This window comes from Psychrobacter sp. SWN149, from assembly GCF_015864565.1.
GTDB lineage: Bacteria > Pseudomonadota > Gammaproteobacteria > Pseudomonadales > Moraxellaceae > Psychrobacter.
The window spans coordinates 76,973-98,590 of sequence record NZ_JADYWX010000006.1 but is presented as its reverse complement, the minus strand read 5'-3'; the positions used below and the strand labels follow the sequence as shown (position 1 = coordinate 98,590).

At 43.1% G+C, this 21,618-nt stretch carries 22 protein-coding genes; 5 read left to right on the top strand and 17 right to left on the bottom strand.

Annotation, left to right across the window (positions count from 1 at the left end):
• Positions 1-219: 219 nt before the first annotated feature.
• The 4 genes from rplS to rpsP form a co-directional block, all read right to left on the bottom strand.
• Entirely contained in the window at positions 220-642 is a 423-nt protein-coding gene (gene rplS / locus I6E86_RS11230; protein WP_197177547.1) for a 50S ribosomal protein L19, read from the bottom strand.
• 202 nt (positions 643-844) lie between these two features.
• Positions 845-1,609 carry a tRNA (guanosine(37)-N1)-methyltransferase TrmD gene (trmD, locus tag I6E86_RS11225; RefSeq protein WP_197177546.1) on the bottom strand — a complete coding sequence of 255 codons (765 nt, stop codon included), beginning with the start codon at positions 1,607-1,609 and terminating at the stop codon, positions 845-847.
• Between the two features lie 77 nt (positions 1,610-1,686).
• Positions 1,687-2,220, bottom strand: coding sequence for a ribosome maturation factor RimM (gene rimM, locus I6E86_RS11220; protein WP_197177545.1), 534 nt, complete (start codon positions 2,218-2,220; stop codon positions 1,687-1,689).
• Positions 2,221-2,385: 165 nt separating this feature from the next.
• Entirely contained in the window at positions 2,386-2,655 is a 270-nt protein-coding gene (gene rpsP, locus I6E86_RS11215) for a 30S ribosomal protein S16 (RefSeq protein WP_010197931.1), read from the bottom strand.
• Positions 2,656-3,102: 447 nt separating this feature from the next.
• Between rpsP and I6E86_RS11210 the strand changes: the two genes are divergently transcribed.
• Positions 3,103-4,596, top strand: coding sequence for an ATP-binding protein (locus I6E86_RS11210; protein ID WP_197177544.1), 1,494 nt, complete (start codon positions 3,103-3,105; stop codon positions 4,594-4,596).
• A gap of 87 nt (positions 4,597-4,683) precedes the next feature.
• On the opposite strand, the gene I6E86_RS11205 is transcribed toward I6E86_RS11210, so the two are convergent.
• From I6E86_RS11205 to I6E86_RS11145, 13 genes are all read right to left on the bottom strand, one after another.
• The gene (locus I6E86_RS11205) at positions 4,684-4,863 is read right to left on the bottom strand and encodes a hypothetical protein (RefSeq protein WP_197177543.1); all 180 of its coding nucleotides are present in this window, start codon (positions 4,861-4,863) and stop codon (positions 4,684-4,686) included.
• A 61-nt stretch (positions 4,864-4,924) separates the two neighbouring features.
• Complete coding sequence (locus I6E86_RS11200; RefSeq protein ID WP_197177542.1) at positions 4,925-6,613, bottom strand: ATP-binding protein; 1,689 nt, start codon at positions 6,611-6,613, stop codon at positions 4,925-4,927.
• Between the two features lie 312 nt (positions 6,614-6,925).
• A complete protein-coding gene (locus I6E86_RS11195) occupies positions 6,926-7,642 on the bottom strand; it encodes a response regulator (protein ID WP_021812806.1) in 717 nt (238 codons plus the stop codon).
• A gap of 698 nt (positions 7,643-8,340) precedes the next feature.
• Positions 8,341-8,757, bottom strand: coding sequence for a F0F1 ATP synthase subunit epsilon (locus I6E86_RS11190; protein WP_194365013.1), 417 nt, complete (start codon positions 8,755-8,757; stop codon positions 8,341-8,343).
• Between the two features lie 104 nt (positions 8,758-8,861).
• Positions 8,862-10,295, bottom strand: coding sequence for a F0F1 ATP synthase subunit beta (atpD, locus tag I6E86_RS11185; RefSeq protein ID WP_194365014.1), 1,434 nt, complete (start codon positions 10,293-10,295; stop codon positions 8,862-8,864).
• Between the two features lie 38 nt (positions 10,296-10,333).
• Complete coding sequence (gene atpG, locus I6E86_RS11180; RefSeq protein ID WP_194365015.1) at positions 10,334-11,215, bottom strand: F0F1 ATP synthase subunit gamma; 882 nt, start codon at positions 11,213-11,215, stop codon at positions 10,334-10,336.
• Positions 11,216-11,439: 224 nt separating this feature from the next.
• Positions 11,440-12,984 (bottom strand): F0F1 ATP synthase subunit alpha, encoded by a 1,545-nt coding sequence (gene atpA / locus I6E86_RS11175; RefSeq protein WP_194365016.1) that lies wholly within the window; start codon positions 12,982-12,984, stop codon positions 11,440-11,442.
• Between the two features lie 93 nt (positions 12,985-13,077).
• Positions 13,078-13,701 carry a F0F1 ATP synthase subunit delta gene (locus tag I6E86_RS11170; RefSeq protein WP_197177541.1) on the bottom strand — a complete coding sequence of 208 codons (624 nt, stop codon included), beginning with the start codon at positions 13,699-13,701 and terminating at the stop codon, positions 13,078-13,080.
• A 13-nt stretch (positions 13,702-13,714) separates the two neighbouring features.
• Positions 13,715-14,185: a F0F1 ATP synthase subunit B gene (locus tag I6E86_RS11165; RefSeq protein ID WP_194365018.1), complete on the bottom strand. Its 471-nt coding sequence runs from the start codon at positions 14,183-14,185 to the stop codon at positions 13,715-13,717.
• Between the two features lie 117 nt (positions 14,186-14,302).
• A complete protein-coding gene (atpE, locus tag I6E86_RS11160; RefSeq protein ID WP_010197960.1) occupies positions 14,303-14,551 on the bottom strand; it encodes a F0F1 ATP synthase subunit C in 249 nt (82 codons plus the stop codon).
• Positions 14,552-14,584: 33 nt separating this feature from the next.
• Positions 14,585-15,451 carry a F0F1 ATP synthase subunit A gene (atpB, locus tag I6E86_RS11155; protein ID WP_194365019.1) on the bottom strand — a complete coding sequence of 289 codons (867 nt, stop codon included), beginning with the start codon at positions 15,449-15,451 and terminating at the stop codon, positions 14,585-14,587.
• A 697-nt stretch (positions 15,452-16,148) separates the two neighbouring features.
• Positions 16,149-16,547 carry an ATP synthase subunit I gene (locus I6E86_RS11150; protein WP_197177540.1) on the bottom strand — a complete coding sequence of 133 codons (399 nt, stop codon included), beginning with the start codon at positions 16,545-16,547 and terminating at the stop codon, positions 16,149-16,151.
• A gap of 269 nt (positions 16,548-16,816) precedes the next feature.
• Entirely contained in the window at positions 16,817-17,698 is an 882-nt protein-coding gene (locus tag I6E86_RS11145; protein ID WP_197177539.1) for a metal ABC transporter solute-binding protein, Zn/Mn family, read from the bottom strand.
• Positions 17,699-17,890: 192 nt separating this feature from the next.
• On the opposite strand from I6E86_RS11145, the gene I6E86_RS11140 reads away from it, so the two are divergent.
• The 4 genes from I6E86_RS11140 (at position 17,891) to I6E86_RS11125 (ending at position 21,339) form a co-directional block, all read left to right on the top strand.
• Entirely contained in the window at positions 17,891-18,418 is a 528-nt protein-coding gene (locus I6E86_RS11140; RefSeq protein ID WP_197177538.1) for a Fur family transcriptional regulator, read from the top strand.
• Between the two features lie 102 nt (positions 18,419-18,520).
• Positions 18,521-19,324: a metal ABC transporter ATP-binding protein gene (locus tag I6E86_RS11135; protein ID WP_197177537.1), complete on the top strand. Its 804-nt coding sequence runs from the start codon at positions 18,521-18,523 to the stop codon at positions 19,322-19,324.
• Between the two features lie 98 nt (positions 19,325-19,422).
• The gene (locus tag I6E86_RS11130; RefSeq protein ID WP_197177536.1) at positions 19,423-20,241 is read left to right on the top strand and encodes a metal ABC transporter permease; all 819 of its coding nucleotides are present in this window, start codon (positions 19,423-19,425) and stop codon (positions 20,239-20,241) included.
• A 261-nt stretch (positions 20,242-20,502) separates the two neighbouring features.
• Entirely contained in the window at positions 20,503-21,339 is an 837-nt protein-coding gene (locus I6E86_RS11125) for a metallophosphoesterase (RefSeq protein ID WP_197177535.1), read from the top strand.
• Positions 21,340-21,618 lie beyond the last annotated feature (279 nt).

Here is a 21,618-nt window from a genome sequence, read left to right as displayed (position 1 = left end):
AGCTGCTGATATCAAATCAGTAGTAACGCATATCTCAACATATATGGTCACACATACAAAAACCCCAATCCAGCATTCGCATAGATTGGGGTTTTGTCTTTTTTGGTATGGCCCGCTTATTTATATGATAAACCTATGAATAAGGGCTTGTATCTACTATTACCTTATCTTGAATCAACCCTAAAATGATACGATTGACTCAAGACGGCAAACTTGTACTTAGATACCAGGTGCAGTATCAACTGCATTAGGTACGCCAGCGTCAGTTTTCTTTGGAGCAGCTGCACGCGGAGCAAGTTTTTCGCGGATACGTGCTGATTTACCAGAACGCTCACGTAAGTAGTATAGTTTCGCACGGCGAACAGCACCACGACGTTTCACTTCAATGCTATCGATGATTGGAGAGTGCAACTGGAATGCACGCTCAACACCAACGCCACTTGAAATTTTACGTACGGTAAACGCTGAGTTTAGACCGCGGTTACGCTTAGCAATTACAACGCCTTCAAAAGCCTGTAAACGCTCACGCTCACCTTCACGTACTTTTACTTGAACTACAACGGTATCGCCGGGTGCAAAGCTTGGACGCTCAAGCAATTGAGCGTTTTCGATGACCTGAACCAATGGGTGCTTGTTGCTCATGAGAGTTATCTCCTCACATTAGATAATAGAGGCTTAACGCATATCACCTGTTTGTAATAATTAATCGTATCTCTTTATGGTGAGACACAACGTAAATGGGTTATAACCAACGGCCACTATGTGATGACTCGTTTTATTATTGCTCAAAATTCTGTTTTTAACTGTCTATCAAACTTGTTGATCAAAAATCAAAGTTAATAATTTATTTTTTCTCTGCTTTTGCCAATGCCTTTAACCACTTCGCCTGCTCTACCGTCGGTGTGAACGCTTGCCACAAGTCTGGACGACGCGTTTGCGTACGACTGACTTGCTGACTAAAACGCCACTTGGCGATATTGGCATGGTGACCTGAGAGTAATACTTCAGGAACCGCCATGCCCGCAAACTCATGCGGCTTAGTATAGTGTGGGCAGTCAAGCAAGCCATCGACAAACGAGTCTTGCTCCGCTGACTTGTCATCACCCATGATATCAGGCAGACGACGTATCACACTATCCATCAACACCATTGCTGGTAGTTCGCCACCAGTCAATACATAATCACCCAGCGACACTTCCCTATCGACATACTGTGACAGTAAGCGCTCATCGATACCTTCATAACGACCGCACAATAAAATCATGCCATCATAATCGGTCATATCGACCACGCCACTCTCATTAAGCGTCTGTCCTTGTGGTGACATATATATCACCGGACAGTGCTCGCTGTCGATACGGCAGCCATGCTGACTGGCCTTCAGGCGCGCATCCTCGATGGCTTTTGATAATGGCTCAGCCATCATCACCATGCCCGGACCGCCACCATAGGGGCGTTCATCAATACGGCGATAGTTATCAGTGGTGTAATCACGTGGATTAATGCACTCAATCGTAACTTGCTCCTGAGTGACTGCCCGCCCCGTAATTCCAAACTCACGGATGGTGGCAAACATTTCAGGGAAAATACTAATTACGGCAAAATACATCTGATGTCTACTTGCATTGTGGCTAAAACAATCGGTATGACTACCAATAACACTTGGCAAAAAAGCCAGATATTATATTAGTAATCACTTTGCCATGTAACCAGCACTGTTTTTTCGGCCATATTGACCTCTACAACAGTTTGCTTGTGCCATGGAATTAGGCGCTCTTCATTATCTAAACTGTCTGAATTTGCCGCTACACGCATGATAGCGTGAGCACCAGTTTCAAACATTTCAGTGATATTGCCTAAATATTCACCCTGCTCGTTCATCACGCGCAGACTGACCAAATCCGACCAATAATATTCGTCTTCAGCTGTTTCAGGCAGAATGTTTTGTTCGACCCAAACGGTAACACCGTTCATAGTCTCAGCAACATTACGATCAGGAATCTGCTCAAACTGAGCCACAATTCCTGTTCCTTGCTCACGCCATGCCTTTACAGTCAAAGGTTTCATGCCAGTGGCAGTTTTCATCCACCACGGCTTCATATCGAATATCGCTGTGCGATCATCCGTCTCACTGAATACCCAAAGCCAACCTTTGATGCCGTAAGGCTTTTTGAGCTGACCAATTTTCATAAGGGCACTAGCGTTTGGAACAGATGACATAGCAGCTAACCTAACAATGATTAAAACAGCAATTGCAAAAACAATTGTGTCAAAAGCGATAAACAGTTAATGGCGCACCCTGGTCAGACCAGTTACGCTATGTATTCTAAAGTCTACTGAGTGAGATCATAGTCAGAATATAAACGTCTCAGTAATAACCTAAACTTAAGCAGTTGCTTCAGTTTGAGCTACAGACTTGTTGTAAGCTTTTGCTAATGAAGCAACGCGATCTGAAGGCTGTGCACCTTTAGCGATCCACGCATTGTACGCTTCCATGTTCAAACGTACTGCTTCTTCAGACTCTTTAGCGAGTGGGTTAAAAAAGCCGATGTTTTCAATGTAGCGACCGTCACGCGCGCGGCGTTGATCAGCAACAACTACTTGATAAAATGGGCGTTTCTTGGCACCGCCCCGTGCTAAACGAATAACAACCATGTGAATTCTCTCTTTCGCAGGTATACCAAAAAGGGCATAATTATATCACAGTCTTTATTTGTTGAAAACATAAACTGCGCATATTTAATTATTTATTAACAATAGCTTAAATGTCGGGCTATGTAAAACAACATTCTTATTAATCGTTCATTATTCCACTTATAGAGCGACTCATCAGCACATAGAATTGCCAAGATATGGTTGGATTTTTGCCAAGCTGTGTCGATGCAGTTGATAGTAGCTCAATATTATCCGTCTTGCTTTGCTTGCCCTACTATGACTTATCTCACTTTTATCACCATTCTCAAAACGAGGACTCGCTTTAGATTATGCTATTCTATGATGTGCCAATCTCGCATTCTATCCTCACCATCTATTTTGCTTTGGTACGACTGCTGGCGCATTAACATGCATGAAACAACAGCACTCTTAACTTGATGGATTCATATGACCACTTTAAACCCGAAACCACGTCGTAAAAACTGGCTACCGCGCTCTTATTCCAACACGTGGCTCACCACATTGATGGTCGTTTTTATCGTCTTTATCAGTGTGAGTTTGTCGATTCTATTTTTTTGGCGCAGTCTCTATTTGCCGGAGCTGAAGAATCATGCACGTTATTTGACCAGTGAGCTACAACTGATCAATAGCGTCAATAAAGACTGGGAAGGACGTCCTGATGTGCGTCAATGGATTTATCAACATTCTCATGTGGTGGTGGTCAATAACCCAAGTGAGTTTCCTGAAGTCGCGGACAAAGCCTTTGTGAGTGTCTTTACGGATGTATTACAGACCCAGATTACCGCACAGCTTGGTCGACCTGTAGAAGTGTATTTCAAATTCAAACCGACACCGCAGTTATGGGTTCAAGACAGCCGCGATAAAAGTTTTTGGATTCGAGAGCCCGTGGTTTACTACTCACAATACAGCCCCACATTGTTGATATTGTTTTTAATTGGTCTGCCCATTTTGTCACTACTGACTATTGTCTTACTGGCACGACAGTTAAACCGTCCATTGCGATATTTACAGCGCGCAGCGACCAACTATATTCGTTTGGGTCATGCTACAACACTGCCTACTCAAAAAGGCCCGACTGAAATACGTCAAGTTAACATGGCTTTTAATCGTTTATTTACGACACTTAATCAAGCCCAAAAAGAGCGCACTATCATGCTTGCCGGTATTTCGCATGATTTGCGGACACCGCTAACTCGTATGCGCTTGACTGCTGAGATGCTGCCAGATGATTTTTTCCGTGAAGGGCTAATTTATGATGTCGAAGATATGGATGCGATTTTAGAGCAGTTCATCTCATTTATGAAAGATGGCTCGGATGAACCAGTCAGCTTAACCAACTTGGACACGATATTTAATGAAATCATGGTGCAGTTTGCGCCAATGCAGTTCGTGTACGAGTCAGAATGCCGCAAAGTTGTACCAGTACGCCCACTGTCTATCAAGCGTCTGGTCATTAATCTAATAAATAATGCCAATCGTTATGGCAAACCACCCATTTATCTGTCCGCAACCGTCATACCAACGTTTCCAGAAACAGTTGAAGAAGAAGATAGTGACGTGGTCAGTGAGTGTGCTGCAAATAGCGAAGCTCAAGAACAGCTGGTCATTTGTGTACGTGATTGCGGTGACGGCGTGGCAGAGGATCAATTGGAGCGTATAATGCAACCATTTGAGCGCGGAGAGACTGCACGTACTACTCAAGGTAGCGGACTGGGTCTAGCGATTGTCGACCGTATTGCACGGTTACATCATGGTACTGTTGAAGCCGTTAACCACCCTGAGGGCGGACTACAAGTATGCGTCCGTATTCCTCTATTGTCTAAAGTAGCTGGTGATGAAACGGCGGCGGCGGACACAGATGAGACGACCGGAATAAACTCTGTAGCCATAGACTCTGTAGCACCTGACAAACATGAGTGATCAGGCGGCTGATAAAGCGATTAATAAGACAAGAGTGTATAGATATTTTGACAGACCACTCAGTGTCTATATCAGTTCATAATATACCTAGTCTCTAGTACCGATAATAGGCGGGAGATACTCAGCACTATTGGTAAACACCAATGGCTGAGTGATGTCTTGCTGGGCTGTTTTCACTGTTTGGGTCGTTGAAGGCTGCTGCAGAAATAGATAATATCCTAGCGTAACCGCATTTAACAGTACCAAACTGCCAAATAAGTATGGCATCCTTTATTCTCCTATCCTTTAAATCCATCTAAAAATTAGTGAGCGCGGCCGATACAGCCTGTTATTTGGTATCGAAATCACGCTCGCTTTTTTCTTGCGTCAATTCATCCGCAGCAAGAATCTGAGTCAACGGCTTAATTGGCCATGTCATCACGAATCTGGCACCGCCAAGTGTTCGGCTTTCATCTACTTTCATACTACCATTAAACCAAAAAGCAATACGCGATACAATGGACAATCCCAGACCGTAGCCACCTGAGGCGCGTGTACGGCTATCATCTAAGCGCGAAAATGGTATAAAGACTTTTTCGCGATCAGCTTCAGGGATACCATGACCATCATCTTCAACGCTGACAAAGGCATTGCCTTTTTTGATACCAGCACTAATGATAATCGTTGTTTCAGCATAGCGTAACGCATTACCTGCAAGATTTTGGATCACTCGATGTAAATAGCGACGGTCAGCAACTGCCGTTACTTTTGCATTGGGTAAATTGGCCACAATTTTAATGGGCTTGCCAAGCGCATTGGTCTCACGCTCGATTTGCTCCAATAACTCTTTAAGATTGACTGGCTCTAAATCCAGTTTTGGTGAGCCTTCTTCGAGCTTGGCGTAGGTCAACATCTCATCGATCAACCCATTAAGCGACTCAATATCTTCATCAATGTAATCGCGTTGCATAAAGCGTGAGTCTTCGTCGTCTGTGTCTGCGAGCATATCGACAGCAAAGCGAATACGGGCGACGGGTGTACGAAGCTCATGTGACACAGCCCGTGTCAACTCTCGCTGCGACTCAATCAAACGCTTAATATGTGACGTCATTGCATTAAAAGTTGCAGACAACCGCGCGATCTCGTCTTGTCCGATGACCTGTACTTGAATATCAAGATTGCCTTTACTCACCTCACTGACACCGACCTGAATCAGCTGAAGCTTACGCTCTAGTGGGAAAATCAGTGCGTATACGCCTAGGCTGATCAAAAACATACTGATCAAAATCATACTAACAATTAAGTTCAGTGGAAACCAATTGAACAAGGGCACAGGACCAATCAAAATCGCCATATCATTGATCTCTGATGGCACGACAATTCTGATGGCTGAGTTACTCGTACTACTGTTGGTATCTTGCAATGAGATAACCACTTCGTCACGGCGCAGGCGTGATAATTGATCTGAATCCAACTCCAATGTATTGACCGCTTTGAACTCTAAAGGAAAAGAGAATTTCTTTTCAAGCTCAGACAAACGCGCTCGCTTATCGGACAATGTCATGTGATAAGACAAATCATCTAGCAAAAATACGGCAATCGCTCGCACTTGCTGCTCAGTAACTTGCGATATCCTGGCTGTTAATACATTTTTTTTGTCTGGTAAGCGGTAATAGACATCGGCATATACTGGTTGGCTGGTATAACGCACAACCGTATTGTCGTTTTTAAATCGTCGCAACTCACTGGCATTAAACTCTACGTCATCGATAGGCACGACTTTAAAAGTCGCCCCAAACAAACTACTGGCATCAGATAACCAATACGCTTTTTGCTCTTCATTTTCTTGATGAGAGATACCTTCGCTCACCAAATGAAATGCCCCCATTGCCATATTTTCTCGGTAAGACTGTACCCGCTCCTTATTGATTGTATCCATCAACAGTTGAGCAAATAATGCCACACACAAACAGACGATAAGCAGTCCGGCGTAAATACGGACAAAGATACTGTGTTTTAAAGAAGAGACTAATGACATACGTGCCGTGACCAACTTAATAAATAATAACGACTGATATCATGGGCATATGGGTGATGCGCTATCAATGATATCGAGCATTGTTGAATAAAGACAAACCCTGATTCATACGTTTTATTTGTCATGCCATCATCATTTGATGATTCAGACAGATCACAATATATATAATCAGGCCATAATAATGAGTTAATTAAACCACATAACGCCTTAATTAAGTTTAAAAATTAAAATATACCCACAAAAAAACCAGCAATAATGCTGGTTTTTCTTAAATAGCGATTAGTAATCACTCATTATACAGACAAGGCCGTTTTAGTTGCCTTCCTTCACAAATAGATAGCCTTTACTACGTACGGTTTTGATGCGTTTTGGGTTTTCTGGATCATCACCGATTTTTGGACGAATACGCGAAATACGTACGTCAATCGAGCGATCTTGACCATCATATTCAATACCGCGTAGACGCTCAAAAATATCTTCACGAGAGAGGATACGACCTGCATTCGAAGCAAGCAGCCATAGCAAATCGTATTCAGCACTGGTGAAATCAACCAGTTCATCACCCAAATTCACTGAACGACCACCGTTATCAATCACCAACTCACCAAACTCTAAACGCTGTGGCACATCTTCTGATGGTGCATTCTCTGAACGACGCAATAGAGCGCGGATACGAGCAAGTAGTACACGCGGCTGAGCAGGTTTGGCGACATAGTCATCAGCACCCATCTCAAGACCCAATACCTGATCCATATCTTCAGTACGAGCAGTCAACATCAGGATAGGATTCTGATAGTGCGGACGAACCTCACGGCAAACTGTCAAACCATCACTACCAGGAAGCATAACATCAAGCACAACCAAATCTGGTTGCTCATTGACGATGCGACGAATAGCGCGATTACCATCAGTTTCAATTGCCACTTCTAGACCATTTTTGACCAAGTAATCTTGGGTCAACATAGCCAGGCGCTCATCATCTTCAACAATCAAGATTCGGGGGGTGTTGTCTTCTTCATTCGTTGTCATTGTTATATCCTCTAATACATCTAATTTAAAAGCAGTAAAAGTAAGAGCGGTAAAATTAATAGCACCATAAAGTGGCACAATTGATGTTCGTATAGCTGTTACAAACTTGGTAGCATAGTATACTATTAAACCGTTAGCTTCCTATACTATAGCTGATAACCAGTAACAAAACCTATAAACTACCTCGATTAAAACTTTAGTTTACGTCCAAAAATCATGTCATTTGACGTCACAATAACCAGCTGAATTTTTTCTTTTCATGACTTAATATACAAATACCTATAAATCACTCAAATAAATGATTAAAGTGCCGTTATCATACTTACATAACTGTCTAATATAGGTAGTACGTCATGTCTAATATAACCATATATTATTATGGTTACCAGTGACTTTTGATAAATACTATCGTACTGGTTGACTCATAGATAGTAGATGACAAACCCTTAAAAAATTGCTGGTGTCATATGTTATTCACCGATTATTTCTCACTATAGTCAATCCTTTATAAAAGTGCGACAGCGTTAACCTCACTTAAAGTATTACATGTACATCTGTATTCAGTTACCTTGACTGTCTTTTAAATTGAATCAACCATATTTTCTTATAGCATCTATTAAAATAAATCGTAGACAAAAAAAACAGCCCATAATGGGCTGTTTTTTTGACGACTTGTAGCCAAGGCTACTGATCACAAACTATACGCGGTTTTTATACTTACGGATAGTTTGCAGTTGTGCTACTGACTCAGCAAGTGAGGCCAAAGCTGCATTGGTTTGCAAAGTATCAGACTGGTTAACCAGCATCTGCTCTGCTTTTCTACGCGCTTCAACGATTTTGCTTTCGTCCAAGTTATGTGCACGCATTGCTGTATCAGCCAATACGGTAACCATCTTAGGCTGTACTTCTAGCACGCCACCTGAGACATAAATAACTTCTTCTTCACCGTCTGGCGTTTGCACTCGCATCGCACCCGGTTTTAACAAAGTAATAAGCGGTGTGTGACCTGGCAATACACCAATCTCGCCTTCGGTACCCGTCGCTATTAACATGCTAATTTCGCCTGAATACAACTCTTCACGAGCACTTACGACGCGACATTGTAACGTTGCCATACTTAACTCCTCACGATCAAAACACAATCAAAACTGCGATGCGTTACTTAGTGGCAAACAGCCTTATGATAGGCTATTTGCCTTCTAGCAAATGCTAATACAACTTACGCTGCAGTAGATTTCATTTTTTCTGCTTTAGCAACAACTTCATCGATGCCACCAGCCATATAGAACGCTTGTTCTGGTAGGTCATCGTATTCGCCAGCGATGATTGCTTTAAAGCTAGCAATGGTATCGCGTAGTGGTACGTATTTACCAGGTGCACCAGTAAAGACTTCAGCTACGTGGAATGGCTGTGATAAGAAGCGCTGAATCTTACGCGAACGATAAACAACCAGTTTATCTTCTTCTGATAACTCATCCATACCCAAGATAGCGATGATGTCTTTCAACTCACGATAGCGTTGCAAAATTTCTTGCACGCCACGAGCAACGTTATAATGCTCTTCGCCGATAACTAGTGGATCTAGCTGACGTGAGGTTGAATCTAGTGGATCAACCGCAGGATAGATACCTTGTGAGGCAATATCACGGCTCAATACAACAGTTGCATCCAAATGAGCAAACGTTGTTGCTGGTGATGGATCCGTTAAATCATCCGCGGGTACATAAACAGCTTGAACTGAAGTGATAGAACCTGACTGAGTTGAAGTAATACGCTCTTGTAGCATACCCATCTCTTCAGCAAGTGTTGGCTGATAACCAACCGCTGATGGCATACGACCAAGCAATGCTGATACTTCAGTACCGGCTAGTGTATAGCGGTAGATGTTATCAACAAACAGCAATACGTCACGACCTTTACCAGTAGCAGGATCTTTAGTATCACGGAAGTATTCAGCCATGGTCAAACCAGACAGTGCAACACGCAAACGGTTACCCGGTGGCTCATTCATCTGACCGTATACCATCGCAACTTTAGATTTGCTAAAGTCTTCAGTGTTTACAACGCCAGCTTCTTGCATTTCGTGATAGAAATCGTTACCTTCACGAGTACGCTCACCAACACCAGCAAATACTGACAAACCTTCATGTTTTAGAGCGATGTTATTGATCAGCTCCATCATGTTAACGGTTTTACCAACACCAGCACCACCAAACAGACCAACTTTACCACCTTTTGCAAACGGGCAAAGTAGATCGATAACTTTAATACCAGTTTCTAACAGCTCAGTGCTGTTTGACTGATCCGCGTAGCTTGGCGCTTCACGGTGGATAGACCATTTTTCGTCAGCTTCTACAGGACCTTCTTCATCGATAGGACGACCAAGAACATCCATGATGCGACCTAGTGTGCCGATACCAACAGGCACAGCAATTGGTGCACCAGTATTCGTAACAGGTAGGTTACGCTTTAGGCCTTCGGTTGAACCCATGGCAATAGTACGTACGATGCCATCACCTAGCTGTTGCTGTACTTCTAGGGTGGTTTCAGTACCGTCTACTTGCAAAGCATCATAAATCTGAGGAACTTCGTTACGGTTGAACTCAACGTCAAGAACCGCGCCAATAATCTGTACAATACGACCGCTACTCATTGCGTTCTCCTTGAACTTCTATATATAGGTGTAGTCAATTATGAAACAGCAGCAGCACCGCCAACGATTTCCGAGATTTCTCGAGTAATCGCCGCTTGACGCAGCTTGTTATAAACCAACTGTAAATCGTTAATAAGGTCACCGGCATTATCTGTAGCGGCTTTCATCGCAACCATACGTGAAGACTGCTCAGAGGCAATGTTTTCCATTACCGCTTGATAAACAATCGACTCGATATAACGACCAAGCAACTCATCAATCAATGTTTTGATATCAGGCTCGTAGATATAATCCCAGCTAAGTTCTGTCTGTATGCCACTGTCTTCATCATCAAATGATCCCTCTGGTAGAGGAACCAACTGAGTGACGGTTGGCTTTTGGGTCATGGCATTGACAAATCGGTTGTATACCACATAGATACGGTCAATATTACCGTTACTATAATCTTCAAGCATGGCTTGAACAGGGGCATTCAACTGCTCGAATGTCGGTTTGTCACCATAATCCGTCACAGCCGATGTGACTTTACCGCCAAAGTTTTTGAAGAAACTGACGCCTTTGGCACCAATAACTGCAAACTCGGCTTGTACAGACTGATCTTGATACTCTTGAATACTTTTAGATAGGGCTTTGAATAGGTTAATATTCAAACCACCCGCTAGGCCACGGTCAGAGGTAATGACGATATAGCCAACCTTATTGACTGGACGCGATACCATATACGGATGCTTGTAGTCTGATGAAGCATGCACCAAATGTGAAATAACCCGGCGCATACTATCAGCATACGGGCGACCCACTTCCATGCGCTCTTGGGCACGGCGCATTTTACTTGCCGCTACCATCTGCATTGCACGAGTGATTTTCTGGGTGCTTTTAATACTGGTGACTTTGGCACGTATCTCTTTTAAGCTTGCCATAATGATTCCAATATAAGAGGGTTAAAAAGCATTGGCGCATGCGACAATCAGTGAATATAAACATCAATCTAGTAGAATAACATTTTATATCTTTCGCATGACGCGATCTAATACCGGTAATGGTTAAAATAGTGACGCTTTGTCTTGGCAAAATCTGTTCAGACAACGCGCCACTTTATTGACTATCAATAGCAGCCATAACCACTACGGCTTAACCCGTTAAATTAATAACTGTGATTTTGTTTAAAGGTCTCAAGAGCTGACTTTAAACGACCTGCGATATCATCATTATAGTTCGCAGTGTCATCGATCTCACGCATCAATTCACTTTGCTCATCATGCATATAGCGCAAGTATGCTTCTTCAAAAGAACCGATTTTTTCGACAGGAACGTCAGACAAAAACCCTTCGTTTGATGCATAGATAACAGCGGCTTGCTCAGAGATTGACATCGGCTGATACTGCTTCTGTTTCATCAATTCAGTTACGCGCTCACCATGATCAAGCTGTTCGCGAGTCGCGTCATCAAGATCTGATGCAAACTGAGCAAATGCTGCCAGTTCACGGTACTGAGCCAGTGCAGTACGAATACCACCAGACAATTTCTTAATGATCTTAGTCTGAGCTGCCCCGCCCACACGAGATACCGAGATACCAGCGTTTACTGCTGGACGGATACCTGAGTTGAATAGGCTAGATTCTAAGAAAATCTGACCATCAGTGATTGAAATCACGTTGGTCGGTACGAATGCAGAAACGTCACCAGCTTGGGTTTCAATAATTGGCAGTGCAGTTAGAGAACCTGTTTTGCCAACCACTTCACCGTTAGTGAATTTTTCTACATAAGCCGCGTTTACGCGTGATGCACGCTCAAGTAAACGTGAATGTAAATAGAATACATCACCAGGATATGCTTCACGACCTGGCGGACGACGTAGCAATAGTGAGATTTGACGATAAGCAACCGCTTGTTTTGATAAGTCATCAAATACAATCAGTGCATCTTCGCCGCGGTCACGGAAGTATTCGCCCATCGTACAACCTGAGTACGGTGCGATATACTGAAGTGCTGCAGGCTCTGACGCTGATGCAACCACAACCGTGGTATATTCTAGGGCACCAGTTTGCTCAAGCTTACGTACAACGTTAGCGATGGTCGAGCGTTTCTGACCGATAGCTACGTATACACATTTAATGCCAGAGGCTTTCTGTGCGATGATCGCATCGATAGCCATCGCTGTTTTACCAGTCTGACGGTCACCAATGATAAGCTCACGCTGACCACGACCAATTGGAATCATAGTATCAACGGCTTTATAACCCGTCATTACTGGCTGATCAACTGACTGACGATCAATAACGCCTGGCGCAATTTTTTCGACTTTATCAGTCATTTTGGCATTGATAGGACCTTTGCCATCAATAGGGTTACCCAAGGCGTCAACAACACGGCCTAGCAGCTCAGGACCTACTGGTACTTCAAGGATACGACCAGTACAATAGGCTTTTTGACCTTCTTGCAGCTTTAGGTAATCACCAAGTACTACCGCGCCAACAGAATCGCGCTCTAAGTTTAGAGCCATTCCGTAGACTTCGCCTTCAAACTCAATCATTTCGCCGTACATGGCATCTTCAAGACCATGAATCTGCACGATACCGTCAGATACTTTGACAATCGTGCCTTCATTCTTTGCAGTTGCACCCGCATCAAGGTCTTGAATACGCTGCTTAATCAGGTTACTGATTTCCGCTGGATTCAATTGTTGCATTGCCTTGTTTCCTTTAATTTATGATAACTCGCCTACTGACTTAAATGCTCTTACTATCACGCAGACTTTATATGACTGCGTTGATGAATGGCATTAGGCAGTTAGCTGTGTTTTTAACTGTTGTAACTTGCCGCGCATCGAATCATCAATAACTTTGTCACCGACTTTGATTGTCGCGCCTGCCAATAGACTTGGATCAACTGATTCATGAATCACCACACTGGCATTAAGCGAGGCGGCGAGACGTGTTCTAATCATTTGACGTTGGTCATCCGTTAATGGATAAGCAGAAGTCACATATGCGTCAAGCTGCTTTAAGCTTATTGCCTTGTGACGGCGATAATGCTCATAAACTTCAGGAAGCAGCGCCAGACGCTCTTGTTCTGATAACTGTTTAACGAAGTTACTAAGTGCTTCTGATACTTTTGGATAGCTGGTGTTGCTGTCAAGATTTACCTCTTGAGCCCCACCTAATAACTGCTTAAAAGCAGAATCATTAGCGCTAGCTACTTGCGTATCATAAAGATCGACCAAAGCAGCTGACTTATGCTCAGCAGAAACAGCTGGATTGTCTAACCAAGTACTGAACGACTTGTCATTGACAACAGTGCTAGCAACAAGCAGGAAGTTCTCCCACTCGGTTACTGCGCCGTTTTCGTTGGCATAGTCAAACGCGGCTTTAGCGTACGGTCGTGCTAAGGTTGATAAGTCAGCCATGATATCCTCACAATTACAGCTTCGCCGCCAGTTGATCTAGCATACTGGCATGTTTTTGCACATCGACTTCGTCTTGCAAAATCTTCTCTGCACCAAGTACAGCCAGTTCAGCAACTTGGGCGCGCAATGATTCACGTGCTTGGTTGATCTCTTGGTCGATAGACGCTTGCGCTTGTTGACGAATGCGCTCACCTTCCGCTTGGGCTTGTGATTTTGCATCTTCGACGAGCTGATTGGCACTTTTATTCGCTTGCTCGATTAGAGCGGCAGCCTTGGTCTTTGCAAGATCAAGTTCCTGCTGTACATTTTGCTCCGCGGTCGCCAAATCTGCTTTTGCTTTTTCTGCTGCATTTAAGCCTTCAGCGATTTTACGCTGACGCTCATTGATGGCACCGATAAGTGGTGGCCACACGAATTTCATGCAAAAAATCACAAATATTGCAAAAGCAATGGCTTGACCGACGAGGGTAAAATTGATATTCACGTGATCACCTCTTTGTTAATGAAAAATCAGTTTCATTGATCATGTTTGGTAGTCAAATTTTGACTATATTTGATAGAGAATCTCCGAATACCAAACATTTAGAACTGAGCTTTCGGATTAACCTGCTAGAGGGTTAGCGAATAACAATAGCATAGCAATACCAACACCGATCATCGGAATAGCATCAAGAAGACCTGCTACGATGAACATACGAGTTTGCAATTGCGAACCAAGCTCTGGTTGACGTGCAACACCTTCTAAGAACTTGCCACCTAGAATAGCAAAACCAATACCTGTGCCAAGTGCGCCAAGACCGATAAGTAGCGCTACTGCGATAACTGTGTAACCACCTAATACTGGATCCATTGATGTATCCTCATTTACCTATTGAATGTCTAATTAATGTTCAGTTGATGATGCAAGCGACATATAAACTATCGTCAGCATCATGAATACGAACGCTTGAAGTGTAATAACTAAGATGTGGAAGATAGCCCACGGTACCGATAACGCCCATTGAATCCAAAACGGCATTAGAGCAATCAGTATGAAAATCAATTCCCCAGCATACATGTTACCAAATAGACGTAGGCCAAGTGATACAGGCTTCGCTATTAGAGTAACTGCTTCTAAAACAAAATTGATGGGGATTAAAATCGCTTGTACGATTGGGTTTTTGGCACCGAACGGATGAAGGGTTAGTTCACCAATAAAGCCACCCAAACCTTTTTCTTTAATGCTATAAAAGATAATCAACGCAAAGACAGAGAAAGACATGCCAAGCGTGATATTGGGATCAGTCGTTGGAACAATCTTAAAGAAAACATGATGCGGATCGTGGCCCATGGCAGCGCCAACTTGGCCAGCAATTCCTGGAATAAAGTCGACGGGTATCAAATCCATCAAGTTCATCAGGAAAATCCAAACAAAAATGGTTAACGCCAATGGTGCAATCAGCTTTGATGTACCACTGTACGAATCACGAACGTTGTTATCAACAAACTCAACGATCATCTCAACCGCTGCCTGCAATTTGCCTGGCACACCTGAAGTGACTTTTTTTGCAACCATCCAAAAGATGGTACAAAATAAAATACCCAGACCAACTGACCATAGCATAGAGTCAAGATGAATGGCTTTAAAGCCCATCAATCCTGCTTCTTCAGCATTATAGGCGACTTTCCAGCCTTCGCCCGGCAAATAGCCGTACGTCCAATTCGTTAAGTGGTGAGAGATATATTCTGATGATGTTTGCTCGGATGCCATAATGTAAGCTTCTTATTAATCAACGATTTAATCAACTACCAAAAATATGGTTGTCATCTGATGAGGTTTGATCTATTCAACGGCCTCCCTTTTAGGTCAACAATCAAACGGTGTCAAAACACTCATGTAACCAACAACATCCAACCCATAGTTCTATTACTAATATGCAATAATTGATAGCTTGAGATAAATTTTAGCTATCAAAAAAGGGCTTATGATAACTCAGTAATAGCCCTTGCATTTTTATACGCAAAATTATTATATATGTGTCTGCTTATTTGCCAGTATTAGTGACAGGCACTCAATGTGGTACCCATAAGCAAAATATTTAGCTGCCTATACTAATGCAGCGTTGTATTCGTGTAAAGTCAATTGTGTTTTTTTTATCCATTGTATGAATAAGTTAACTGCTCAGTAACATTGCAACATCAGCATGTCTAACTCTGCACATACCATTAGATGACGACAAATTCATTGTCTATGATATAGGTAGCCAAATCTGCCCTACCCTATCATCACATTAGTATACGCTGAGCATCAAAGCTCATTAAGCAATCTTTATAGTCACTATTACTGTTTTTAGACAGTTATTGTACTTCGACTTTTCGAACCAGTCATAGAGAAGTTGGACGGCAGGGTGACTTGCCAGTGCTATTAACAAAATATCTAACCATTCATATAGCGATTTTTATTAACACTAGCGTATATGCCACAACATCCAACTGTGACTAATTTGCATTACCATAAAACCGATAAATAGCGCGGGCGCAGATAGGGGTTGTACGGTAATAAAAATTAGTGCGAAACCAAACACGGTCAATAGCCATTTTGCCATTTGACCTCGATAAAGCTGGCTAACAATATGTAGGCGCGCGCGATATCCAGTATACCAAAAGATAAAAAAAGCAAACACTGCTTGAGTAACAAAACTCAGTAGCGCACCAATAGCGGCGCTTTTTGCGGCGATAAGCTCACCACTAAGCCACATAGTATCAACGATCCAAGCAATAATAATAAGGATAAATAATATCCATGCTTGACGCTTTATATAAATGGCGATTTTATCTTTTTGCGTGCGTTTGGCAGGCTTGGTCATCGGTATTCCTATAGCCTTGCAGCATTGGGATAATATAACATACTTAAGATGCTTTTATCCGTAAATGACTTTTTACTCTACAGGTGTTACCTTTTAACCAAAATAAAACGCCACTTATTATAAGTAGACTGCGGATATTAAGCAAGTAAAATATGCCTTTTATCAGTCACCTAACGCATCTGACTAGGATTATTGTGTCATTTGCTCTGTCATACACACTTAAGACAAAGCAATAATCTGATCACGAATAATCCTAGAAGCGTGGCGATTTATGAGATACATTGAGATATTTGTTGAGCCATCATGCGCCAGCCATCGACGAAGTCTTTACTGGCACTCATGTCTTCGACTTGAACCGTTGTCTCAAGTGGTTGCAGCTTGGCAAGTAGTCCTTTAGAGGCAACGCTCTGGTTGACCATACACATCCGTGTAGAGGGACGATGCTCATTCAACCACCGTAGCTGACTGGCTTTTGGCGAGATATGATGGTCTGGACTCAGACTGCCTGCCAATGTGATATTCATTGCTTTTTCAATATATTGGTAAGCATCATGATAGGCCCAATAAGAACGATTTTTTTGTGCCGCTTGCTTTTGGATGTCAGCAACTTCCTTATCCATACGTGCTGCAAAATTCTTGACATTGGCTTGATAAGTGCTTGTATACTCCGGATTGGCGTGGCTATGAATGACCGCCAGCGCACGGGTAATGGCTTTGGCGTTTTCAGGATCGAGCCAAATGTGTGGATCGAGTGTGCCTGCAATTGGTGTCCCTTTAACATCTCGAAGTGGATAACGGTTAAAGGCCTTAAAATCAAACAGGGAGATAGCATTGGGTGCAGTCTCTAAGCTACCCGCTAGGCTGTTTTCTAATAAAGGTCCAAACCAAACGACAAATTTACTGTCTTTAATGGCCTTCATATCGCTTGGGCTGATACTACCATGATGTCCTACATCACCTGCTTGCAGAATTCTATTGGCTGAGGGCGTCCCCTCAGTGACAGCCTCACTGAGTAAAAACATCGGGTAGTTGCTCACACTCACGGTTGCAGCTTGAGCGTTGAGCGTCAAAACCCCTAGCGCCATGCTAGCAATGAGTAGACGTTTTAGTTTCATAACTGGACGTAGTAAACGATTAAAAGCTGAGTTCATAGTTGGTATCTTTGCTATATAAATGATGAAAAATAAGTGGTAGTCGCGATGGTATTGAAACAATATATTTGGTAAAAACAGAATAGATACCAGATAGTTTAAGACAGCTTATCTGCTTTTCGTTTTAGTATGTTATACTATAACAATAAAAAATATAATAGAACAGCCATTTTATTTTTAGGAGTCTGCACCATGTCTAGCCACTCATCAGTTTGTGAACATTTACATGATGCGCAGGACTTTACGCCGCACGATGTAATAGAACGTTTGGCCGAGGCCAAAGAGCAATGCCGTCTAAACGGATCACGCTTTACATCCTTGCGTCAGCAGATATATCAACTGGTTTTAGAAGCCAATAGGCCGATTGGCGCTTATGACTTGATTACTCTGTTGCAGCAAACACGCTCGGCCACCACAGACAATCACACCAGTGACTCGGTGCAAAAAAACGTCGCGCCGCCAACGGTCTATCGCAGTTTAGAGTTTTTGTTGGCAGAAGGCCTGATTCATCAGTTGACCTCAATCAATGCGTATGTTGCTTGCTGCCATCCAAGAGCGCATCATACGGCCGCCTTTTTAATCTGCGAGCAATGCAAGCGGGTGCAAGAGTGCAGCAGTTTACCTGTACAAGAGATGATGAACTTTGCTGAGCAAGACGTAGGCTTTACGGTGGCACGCAGTGTTATTGAATTGAGTGGGCGCTGCCAAGTTTGCAAGTAACACACATATACCGGCCATGAGTAGATTAAGCACTGACAAAGACATACTCACTGTTACTGATGGTTCGTCCGTACTACCCTTTTATCTATTAGTTGTCATCTTATGAGCCTCTCTACCCTACCCTCTAATCAGCCACTGCCTTCTATTGCAGACAATGCTACTGCGAGCGAGATTCGCCCGCTGCTAAGCTTAAGCAATATCAGCTATCATGTTGGCCAGCAACGTATTCTCTCAGACATCAATATTGACCTTGCTATCAATGAGACAGTGAGCCTTGTGGGGCCTAACGGTGCTGGCAAGTCAACACTGGTCAAGCTCATTTTGGGCTTGATTGATCCAACCAAAGGCTATATTACCGCCCATCAACCACTGCAACTTGGTTATGTGCCGCAGCGGTTTTCGGTACCGCCAATACTGCCGTTACGAGTCAGCGACTTATTGGGGCAAGCCAACAAAAACCGTTTAACCCATGAGCAGCGCCAATTTATCTTCGATAATTTATCCTTGACCCACCTGCTATCACGGCAAATGCTGCATTTATCAGGTGGCGAGACGCAGCGAGTTTTATTGGCCCGAGCATTGTTGGACAAACCCAATTTACTCATTTTAGATGAGCCCATGCAAGGGCTTGACCCTGATACGGAAGTTTGGCTTTACCAGTTTATTGATAAGCTGCCGGACTTCTTGCGTTGTGCCATGCTGGTCATATCACATGATTTGCATTGGGTAATGAAAGGCAGCCGCCGCGTTATTTGTCTCAACAAGCATATTTGCTGTGAAGGACAACCCAGTGAGCTTGCCATTAGCACCGAATTTAAAAAGTTATTTGGTCATTATTACGAGCAGCCGTATGTGCATCAGCCACATTCGTGCCAGCACCATACCCCAAACGAGCTTGAACAATAGCCTATAACACCAAATACATGACAACGGTACTGATCACAGTGTTTTGACACTGAGCAATACCGTTTTGTGCTTTTATAAAACTTTCACGGATATCTATTATGATCACTTGGTTAGCCATCATTGCGCCTGCTTGGATTGCTGGCAGTATTTTAGCGCTACTATCAGCTCCCTTGGGCTGCTTGGTCTTGTGGCGACGCATGGCCTTTTTTGCTGATGCTTTAGCACATGGTACGCTCCTTGGTGTCGCCCTAGCCGCTTGGTGGCAGTTGCCCATGGGTATTGGTGTTTTGTTAGTCAGCATCACAGTAGTATTAGGGTTGGTACTGATTGATGATGAGCGCTTGCCTGCTGATGCGGTGCTGGCAGTCGTTGCGGTGTCGTTATTGTGTTTAGGCTTATTAACATTGACACAGCTGACAGACCAGCAAGCCAATGTACTGGGGTTTTTATTCGGAAATTTACTAGAGCTTGATTGGAGTGATTTGCCTCTACTGGGCGGTAGTGTATTGGTGGGCCTAGGACTACTGCGCTATATATGGCCGGCGCAAATCAAACTGGCAACTCATGAAGCATTGGCGCGTATACAGGGCATCAACCCAACACGCCAGCGGTTGTTTTTTATGGGGATATTGGCAGGATTTTGTGCCGTTGCGCTTCAGGCCGTCGGTAGTCTCTTAATCAGTGGATTATTGGTATTGCCAGCACTTACCGCGCGCTTGTGGGTCACCTCGCCCAAACAAATGGTCATTGTGGCGCTAATCATCGCCCAACTTGGTGTCACACTTGGTGTGTGGAGCAGTATTTGGTTGGATATCCAAACAGGTCTTTCTATCGTCTTAATATTAGCGATTTTGTTTTTCGTTGCTTTGATATTATCAAAGCTCATAGACATGCCGTTTCGGTCAGCTAACCGTTAGTTTTGCATTAACCCTCTAGACAAAAGCGGTTCTTTGTTAACTTTTTATTAAACTTTATTTCACCAATATTACTAGAGCTTTGATTCACTTTATGTTATAAACGTGCTTTAGCGCTATTGGCATTCACTAACTGTATGTATTTGTGTTAGTTAATACCAATAGCTGTCATACTTTATAAATGTATCGTTAAAAGTAGTGGCCCATTTATCCGTAATCATGCTAACAATATTCATTGTTGTGTTTCGATAAGGGACTGACCCAATGCAAAGCTATCCTACGAATCAAATAAGTACCCCAGATGCACAGCTTAATATTTTACAGATCACAGATTTGCACTTGTCCACTCCTGTCATCATTGACAGTCATGATAGTAACGCTTCGACTTTTTGTCAGCACAGCTTTGAGAGCGTGCTTCAGCAAGCGCTGAATGAAGACATACGCTGCGATTTGATTATTGTGACTGGCGACTTGGTCAATAGAGTAGATACTCATATCTACGATCACATCTTTGAGGTGTTGCAGTCCACCCAGATTCCTTTTGCCTGTATAGCAGGCAATCATGATGTGACTGATGAAAACGGTATGGACTTACCGTTTTTTCAGCGAGAGTTGGTTGCTCGGCCTGCTGATCGACGTTTGCTGAACCGCCATGCCATTGAGTCTGAGCATTGGCAGTTGCTGTTTATAGACTCCTCTATCACAGGCAAGGTCGAAGGAGAGATACGAGCCATCGATATTGAGTGGTTGCGTCAGAAACTAACTGACTGCTCCAAGCCTGCGCTGATTGCGCTACATCATCATATTATATCGATAGACTCTGCGTGGATTGACACCCATATGGCACAGAATACCGAAAGTTTTTGGCAGAATATGGCACCGTTTAAGCATCTGCAGGTTATTATCAGTGGCCATACTCACCAAGAACAGGTCCGTTATCGCCAAGGTGTGACCGTTTATAGTACGCCATCTACTTGTTATCAGTTCAAGCCCAATGTGCAGGAATTCGCTTATGACGAGAGCGGACTACCTGGTTACCGTTGGTTGCAATTAGCCAACAATGGAGAGGTTGCAAGCTGGGTAGAAAGACTGGATACTTGATGCCCGTATTTATAGCGAATATTGCAATCTATCCTTTAGATATCATAGCTTTAGATAATATTTTTTATTGAGGCACAAAATAATTAGCGAAGAAAATATACCGCCAATATAAAAAATAACTTCATTATTAATAGAAACAATGATACAACTTGTGAAATGATGTGAGGACGGCCCAATATCTGATGTTTGGCAATTGCATAATGGCTAAAACGGTCTATCATTTTAAGCCAGTTTTTCACAGTTAGTGGTTTTAGACATCGTTTGGACAGTACCATTTAG

Coding starts and splice junctions, on each gene's coding strand:
- rplS (WP_197177547.1), bottom strand. CDS start 642: ATGAGCAACAAGCACCCATTGGTTCAGGTCATCGAAAACGCTCAATTG.
- trmD (WP_197177546.1), bottom strand. CDS start 1,609: ATGTATTTTGCCGTAATTAGTATTTTCCCTGAAATGTTTGCCACCATC.
- rimM (WP_197177545.1), bottom strand. CDS start 2,220: ATGTCATCTGTTCCAAACGCTAGTGCCCTTATGAAAATTGGTCAGCTC.
- rpsP (WP_010197931.1), bottom strand. CDS start 2,655: ATGGTTGTTATTCGTTTAGCACGGGGCGGTGCCAAGAAACGCCCATTT.
- I6E86_RS11210 (WP_197177544.1), top strand. CDS start 3,103: ATGACCACTTTAAACCCGAAACCACGTCGTAAAAACTGGCTACCGCGC.
- I6E86_RS11205 (WP_197177543.1), bottom strand. CDS start 4,863: ATGCCATACTTATTTGGCAGTTTGGTACTGTTAAATGCGGTTACGCTA.
- I6E86_RS11200 (WP_197177542.1), bottom strand. CDS start 6,613: ATGTCATTAGTCTCTTCTTTAAAACACAGTATCTTTGTCCGTATTTAC.
- I6E86_RS11195 (WP_021812806.1), bottom strand. CDS start 7,642: ATGACAACGAATGAAGAAGACAACACCCCCCGAATCTTGATTGTTGAA.
- I6E86_RS11190 (WP_194365013.1), bottom strand. CDS start 8,757: ATGGCAACGTTACAATGTCGCGTCGTAAGTGCTCGTGAAGAGTTGTAT.
- atpD (WP_194365014.1), bottom strand. CDS start 10,295: ATGAGTAGCGGTCGTATTGTACAGATTATTGGCGCGGTTCTTGACGTT.
- atpG (WP_194365015.1), bottom strand. CDS start 11,215: ATGGCAAGCTTAAAAGAGATACGTGCCAAAGTCACCAGTATTAAAAGC.
- atpA (WP_194365016.1), bottom strand. CDS start 12,984: ATGCAACAATTGAATCCAGCGGAAATCAGTAACCTGATTAAGCAGCGT.
- I6E86_RS11170 (WP_197177541.1), bottom strand. CDS start 13,701: ATGGCTGACTTATCAACCTTAGCACGACCGTACGCTAAAGCCGCGTTT.
- atpE (WP_010197960.1), bottom strand. CDS start 14,551: ATGGATCCAGTATTAGGTGGTTACACAGTTATCGCAGTAGCGCTACTT.
- atpB (WP_194365019.1), bottom strand. CDS start 15,451: ATGGCATCCGAGCAAACATCATCAGAATATATCTCTCACCACTTAACG.
- I6E86_RS11150 (WP_197177540.1), bottom strand. CDS start 16,547: ATGACCAAGCCTGCCAAACGCACGCAAAAAGATAAAATCGCCATTTAT.
- I6E86_RS11145 (WP_197177539.1), bottom strand. CDS start 17,698: ATGAACTCAGCTTTTAATCGTTTACTACGTCCAGTTATGAAACTAAAA.
- I6E86_RS11140 (WP_197177538.1), top strand. CDS start 17,891: ATGTCTAGCCACTCATCAGTTTGTGAACATTTACATGATGCGCAGGAC.
- I6E86_RS11135 (WP_197177537.1), top strand. CDS start 18,521: ATGAGCCTCTCTACCCTACCCTCTAATCAGCCACTGCCTTCTATTGCA.
- I6E86_RS11130 (WP_197177536.1), top strand. CDS start 19,423: ATGATCACTTGGTTAGCCATCATTGCGCCTGCTTGGATTGCTGGCAGT.
- I6E86_RS11125 (WP_197177535.1), top strand. CDS start 20,503: ATGCAAAGCTATCCTACGAATCAAATAAGTACCCCAGATGCACAGCTT.